This is a genomic window from Granulicoccus phenolivorans DSM 17626 = NBRC 107789 = JCM 15570 (assembly GCF_000423085.1).
Lineage (GTDB): Bacteria > Actinomycetota > Actinomycetes > Propionibacteriales > Propionibacteriaceae > Granulicoccus > Granulicoccus phenolivorans.
The window spans coordinates 1-5,561 of record NZ_AUHH01000068.1; the positions used below are offsets into that span (position 1 = coordinate 1).

At 69.9% G+C, this 5,561-nt stretch carries 6 protein-coding genes; 3 read left to right on the forward strand and 3 right to left on the reverse strand.

The window, feature by feature from the left end:
- The first annotated feature begins 825 nt into the window (after positions 1-825).
- Both G531_RS0117125 and G531_RS0117130 read left to right on the forward strand, forming a co-directional pair.
- Positions 826-2,325, forward strand: a complete 1,500-nt coding sequence (locus G531_RS0117125) for a sensor histidine kinase (protein WP_051215662.1) — start codon at positions 826-828, stop codon at positions 2,323-2,325.
- The gene (locus G531_RS0117130; RefSeq protein WP_026928151.1) at positions 2,303-2,956 is read left to right on the forward strand and encodes a response regulator transcription factor; all 654 of its coding nucleotides are present in this window, start codon (positions 2,303-2,305) and stop codon (positions 2,954-2,956) included. Before G531_RS0117125 ends, G531_RS0117130 begins: the two co-directional genes overlap by 23 nt.
- Here the strand turns inward: G531_RS0117130 and G531_RS0117135 are convergent.
- From G531_RS0117135 to G531_RS0117145, 3 genes are all read right to left on the reverse strand, one after another.
- A complete protein-coding gene (locus G531_RS0117135; RefSeq protein WP_026928152.1) occupies positions 2,941-3,594 on the reverse strand; it encodes a hypothetical protein in 654 nt (217 codons plus the stop codon). The two genes, G531_RS0117130 and G531_RS0117135, sit on opposite strands and share 16 nt — an antisense overlap.
- Positions 3,595-3,689: 95 nt before the next feature.
- On the reverse strand, positions 3,690-4,181 hold the full coding sequence (gene coaD, locus G531_RS0117140; protein ID WP_026928153.1) for a pantetheine-phosphate adenylyltransferase: 492 nt from the start codon (positions 4,179-4,181) through the stop codon (positions 3,690-3,692).
- A complete protein-coding gene (locus G531_RS0117145) occupies positions 4,178-4,816 on the reverse strand; it encodes an RsmD family RNA methyltransferase (protein WP_026928154.1) in 639 nt (212 codons plus the stop codon). Before G531_RS0117145 ends, coaD begins: the two co-directional genes overlap by 4 nt.
- Positions 4,817-4,895: 79 nt before the next feature.
- Between G531_RS0117145 and G531_RS0117150 the strand changes: the two genes are divergently transcribed.
- Positions 4,896-5,315: a pyridoxamine 5'-phosphate oxidase family protein gene (locus G531_RS0117150; RefSeq protein WP_026928155.1), complete on the forward strand. Its 420-nt coding sequence runs from the start codon at positions 4,896-4,898 to the stop codon at positions 5,313-5,315.
- The last annotated feature ends 246 nt before the right edge of the window (positions 5,316-5,561 follow it).

Below are 5,561 nucleotides of genomic sequence, written 5' to 3' on the forward strand. Positions count from 1 at the left end.
AAACGAGCGCGGACTCGGTCAGGCAGCGTCACCTTTGGCGATGCAGCTTCGGTGCGCCGTGACGCTGGATTACCGATAGCGACGGTGGGTGGGTGTGGTGAAGCTCGATCCGGCAGGCGTACCCCCGTGGGCTGTGTTCTGCGTCCCGCATCGCATCTACTCCGCAGTGGACGGCACCTCCCGCGACGGATCGGTCGGCCCCGGTCTCTCCTGCGACGGTTACCTCAGCCCGGCCCCCGCTGCGATGGAAGGCGCCGCAGTGCGATTCATCGTGTCACCCCGCGGGCGGTGCAGCCGGTGCGGGAACTCTCTTCGGGTGCGGGAAGACTGAATCCGTCGCGAGAAGGGATCGACCGGAGGTAACCATCGCGGCCCACCCGACGCGGAGCCGCCGCAGGGCAGCTGCCCCCGGCGTGGCCCGCCCCCGCGTACGCCTCCCCTCCCCGCATCCCGCATCGCATCCGCCTGGCCCACCCGACGCGGAGCGCCGCCGCAGCGCAGTTGCCCCCGGCGTGCCCCGCCCCCGCGTACGCCTCCCCGCATCCCGCATCGCATCCACCCATACCGCATCGGAATCTCGCTCCCGCGACTGCTGCACCGGCCGCGACCACGGACGGGCCGTCGCTGCGCGCCGCGGGCCATCGCAGCACCACACCGGGCCGAACGGATCCATCGCAGGAAGGCCCGGACCCGACCGAACCATCACGGGATGAGCCCGACCCGGCCCCCTCCCAACTGCCCCTGTCCCAGTAATAACTGCCCTGTCCCAGTAATAAGGGACTCATCTGACCTGAATCGGAACGTTCTCTCATCAATAATGAGCACGTGCCCCTCGCCCTCCGCCGCCGCTCCCTGTGGGACAGCGTCGCCGTGCGAGTCCTTGCTGCCGTCTCGCTGCTGTCCCTGCTCTCCCTGCTGCTGGCCGGGGTGACCGGCTACACCCTGGAGCGCCAGCGGATCGATGAAGAGGCCAATGACCAGCTGGTACGCCGCTCGCAGACCTTCCGTGACGTCGCCGTGCGCGGGATCGACCCGAGCACCGGAACCTCGCTGTCCAACGTTGAGGACCTGCTGTACGCCGCCCTGCAGAACACCGTGCCCAACCAGGGCGAATCGATGTTCGCGATCATCGACGGGAAGGTGGCCCTCACCGCTCCCCCGGCAGTCACCGTACGCGCCGAGAACGATCCCGAACTGGTGGAACACGTCTTGGTCCTCGCCCACCAGGACCAGACGGTGATCGACAGTTACCGCACCCGGGGGAACAACTGGCGCTTCGTCGTCGTGCCCGTCGCCACTCCCGACGGAGGCCAGCGCGGGGCGTACGTGACCGCGTACGACATGAACCTGCTGCACAACACGCTCAACCGCAACTACGCCACGATCGCCCTGGTCGGCCTGGCCGCGATCGTGGTAGTGGGGTTGGCGTCCTGGATGGTCATCGGTCGCCTCCTCGAACCGATCCGCTGGGTCCGCACCACAGCGAACGAGATCACCGAGACCGACCTCAGCCGACGCATCCCGGTGCGCGGCAATGACGAGCTGGCCCTGCTGACCCGCACGGTCAACGCCATGCTGGACCGGCTGGAAAACACTTTCACCCAGCAGCGGGAGTTCTACGACGACATCGGCCACGAGTTGCGTACGCCGCTGACGGTGATGCGCGGACACCTGGAACTGCTGGACGTCGATGATCCGGAGGAGGTGATCGCCACCCGGGACCTGGCGCTGTCGGAGATCCACCGGATGAGTCGGCTGGTGGAGGACATGATCACCCTGGCCAAGGTGGGCCGCGCCGACTTCCTCACCCGGGTCGAGGTCGAGGTCCCGCAGTTGTGCGACGAGGTCCTGGAGAAGGCACGCATGTTCGGTGACCGGAAGTGGCGGCTGGGTCACATGGACGAGGCCACCACCCTGGCCGATCCCCAGCGGATTTCCCAGGCCCTGCTGGAAGTGTGTCGCAACGCGGTGAAATATTCCGAGCCGGGCTCCTCGATCACCCTGGGGTGCGCGCGGGTCGGCGATCAGGTCCACATCTGGGTTCGCGACGAGGGCCGGGGCATCCCCGCCGACCAGCTCGACGCGGTCCGCCGGCGCTCGGTCCGCCACGCTTCGGTGGGAATCGAGGGATCCGGTCTGGGCCTGGCGATCGTCCAATCGATTGCTCAGGCTCATGACGGAGAACTTCTCCTCGAATCCGAACCCGGACACGGGACAACAGTTACGTTGGCCCTGCCTCGGGTGGACCTTGCGGACTCCGACACCACTGAGCCCGAACCCGAACCCAAGGAGGACCCGGTCCATGCCCAAGATCCTGATCGTTGAAGACGAAGAGCTCATCGCTTCCTTCATCGCCAAGGGCCTGGAGGCCGAAGGCGTCGCCTCCACCACCGTGGGTACCGGGGCCGAGGGAATCACGCTGGGCGCCAGCGGGGATTTCGACCTGATGGTGCTGGATATCGGCCTGCCGGACATGTCCGGTTTCGAGGTGCTGCGGCACCTGCGCGGTGCGGGCGCGACCCTGCCGGTGATCATCCTGACCGCCCGTTCGTCGGTGACCGACACGGTGGCCGGGCTGACCGGCGGCGCCGACGACTACATGGCCAAGCCGTTCGGGTTCACCGAGCTCCTGGCCCGGATCCGGCTGCGGCTGCGCGATCAGCAGCCCGACGCGATGCTGCTCACCCACGGCGATCTCTCGCTGGATCTGCGCACCCGCCGGGCGCGGGCCGGAGCCAAGGAAGTCGAGTTGACCGCGCGCGAATCGGCGCTGTTGGAGGCGTTCCTGCGGCACCCCGGGGAGGTCCTCAGTCGGGAACGGTTGCTCTCACTGGCCTGGGGGTACGACTTCGATCCGGGATCGAACGTCGTCGAGGTCTACGTGCGCTACCTGCGCCGCAAGATCGGCACCCAGTACTTCGTCACCGAGTACAAGCAGGGCTACCGGCTGGCCTGATCGGGCACCACGAACCGCGCGGACGTGTTCGGCGTCGGCGCAGCGCCGGCACCCGGGGTGGCGGTCTGCGCGCTCGGCCGGGTCGCCGGGGTCGGGGTGGTCCCCGCCGGGCTCGGGCTCGGGTCGGCGTCCGTCTCGGGAGTCTGCGACGCCGGTGCCGTGGTCGGGTGCGGAACCCCGGTGGCGGTGGTCTGCGGGGCCGTGCCGGCCGGGGTGGGTCGCGGCGACACCTCCGGCGGCCTGGTGGCCGGCGCGTCCGGTGAGGCCGGCGGCCGCGTTCGGGACGTGATCTGCTCCGGCGCGGGTGCCGATCCCGGGCGCGGCTGGGAGGGCACCGGGGTCCCGCTCGCCCGTACGCCGGTCGCCGAGGCACTGGCGGTGGTCGGCGGCACCGGAACCGTGCCGGCGGCCGTCGGACGCCGCGGCGCGGTGCTGGTGCGGTCGGCGGTCATCGGGGCCGGTCCGCTCACCTGGCGGGAATCGGTCTGCGGCACCATCACCGCAGGGTTACCGGGGCGGAACTCGGCGGCCTGCCCGAGCACCTGGCGGCCGCTGCCGACCATCCCGAGGTTGGCCAGCGTCGCACCCAGGAGCAGGGCGCCGACGGCAGCCACGATGGCCCGCGATCCCACGCGCATGATGTCCCCCGTTCCTGCGCTCGGCGGTGTCCCTACCAGCCTGCGTCACATTGCGCGGGATATCCAATCATCGCTGGCCCGTTATCGGAAATTGCTCACCGACCGGCCCGGCGTTCGGCCACCCGCTGCCTGGTGCGCTCCACCACCAGCGGGGGGACGAAGGCGCTGATGTCGCCGCCCAGGATGGCGATCTCGCGGACCAGGGTGGAGGACACGAACGCCCACTTCGCCGCGGTCGGCAGCAGGATGGTCTCCAGGTCGGCGTTCAGCCGGTGGTTCATCTGCGCCATCTGCAGCTCGTAATCGAAGTCGGAGGCGAAGCGCAGCCCCTTGACCACCGCGCCGATGTTCTCCTTCGCCGCGAACTCCGCCAGCAGCCCCGAGATCAGCCGAACCTCGACGTTGGGCAGATCCGCCACACTCTCCCGCAGCATCTCCACGCGCTCGTCGGGCCCGAAAAGCGCGTTCTTGGAAGTGTTGGACGCCACCCCGACCAGCACGGTCTCGAACAGCCGGGAAGATCGCTTGATGATGTCCAGATGGCCCATCGTGACCGGATCGAACGAGCCGGGGCACAGCGCTTTCATGAGGTCTCCTCCTCGGTCGGATCCGGGTCGCCGGGGATCAACTCGGCATAGTGGATGACGGTCTCACCGTAGCGGCGCTGCCAGGTATCCCAGCGCGGCGCGCCCGGCTCGGTGCCGGTATCCGGCCAGGTGGGCTCGCCGCTGCGCCGGTCGCGTTCGACCACCAGCAGCCCGTCGGGGGCCAGCCAGCCCCGCTCCCAGCAGGTCCGCAGGACGCCGGCGAGTCGGTCGTTGGGGACGTCGTAGGGCGGGTCGGCCCAGACGATGTCGAAGGCCCGGGTGGGTGGGCCGGCCAGGAACCGGCCCACCTCGGCGCATTCCACCCGGACCGCCAGCGCGGTGTCCCGGGCGTTACCGCGGGCCAGGTCGGCGGTACGCCGGTTCTGCTCGACCGCCAGCACCGGTGCCGCCCCGCGGCTGGCCGCCTCGAGCGCGATCGCGGCGGACCCGGCGTACAGGTCGAGGAAGGAGAACCCGGTCAGCGCCGCCTCGGGTGCTTCGCCGGTACGCCCGGCCCACGACACCAGCGCCGAGAACAGCGCCTCGCGGACCCGGTCACTGGTGGGCCGGGTGGCGTTGTCGGCGGGGGCGGCGACCCGATGGCCACGGGCCCGGCCGGCGATGATGCGAGGCACCCGACCACCTTAACCACGTCGATCCCGGCAAGCCCCCGGTTCCGGCCCGAACCACGCGCCGGCGCGAGAGAATCCAGGTATGGATGACACGAACGCCACGCCCCCGCCCGAGGCCACTGCCTGGGACCTGCTCGCCACCCAGTCGGTCGGCCGGCTGGCCACCAGTCTGGAGCGCGAACCCGACATCTTTCCAGTGAACTTCGTCGTCGACGGCGAGACCCTGGTGTTCCGGACCGGGACCGGCACCAAACTGTTCGAGCTGGTCGCCAACAGCCACGTCGCCTTCGAGACCGATTCGTGGGTGCCGGGCAAGGACGGCTGGAGCGTGGTGGTGAAGGGCACCGCCGAGGTGCTCGAGCACATCGCCGACATCGAGGCCGCCGAGAAGTTGCCGCTGACCCCGTGGATCCCGACGATCAAGACCCACTTCGTGCGGATCACGCCGAGTGAGGTGAGCGTACGCCGGTTCACCTTCGGGCCCGAGCCCGAGTTGTGGTGAGGCCCGCCCTCCCGGGACAGCGGTGGTGACCCGGGTACGCCGGCACCCGATCCAGCGATAGAACCGCCGGCCCGTACGCCTCCCGCGCCCGCCACTCGGCGGCGCTTCGGGCCACGGCGCACACGTTCCGGCCGCCGCGGGAACCGGTGATGGTCAAGTCCTGTGGAGTGGTGTGTTTGGGGCGTTCGTGGGGCGCGGCTCGCGGGTTCTCATGACGGCTCGCGGGTCCTCCTGACGGCTCGCGGG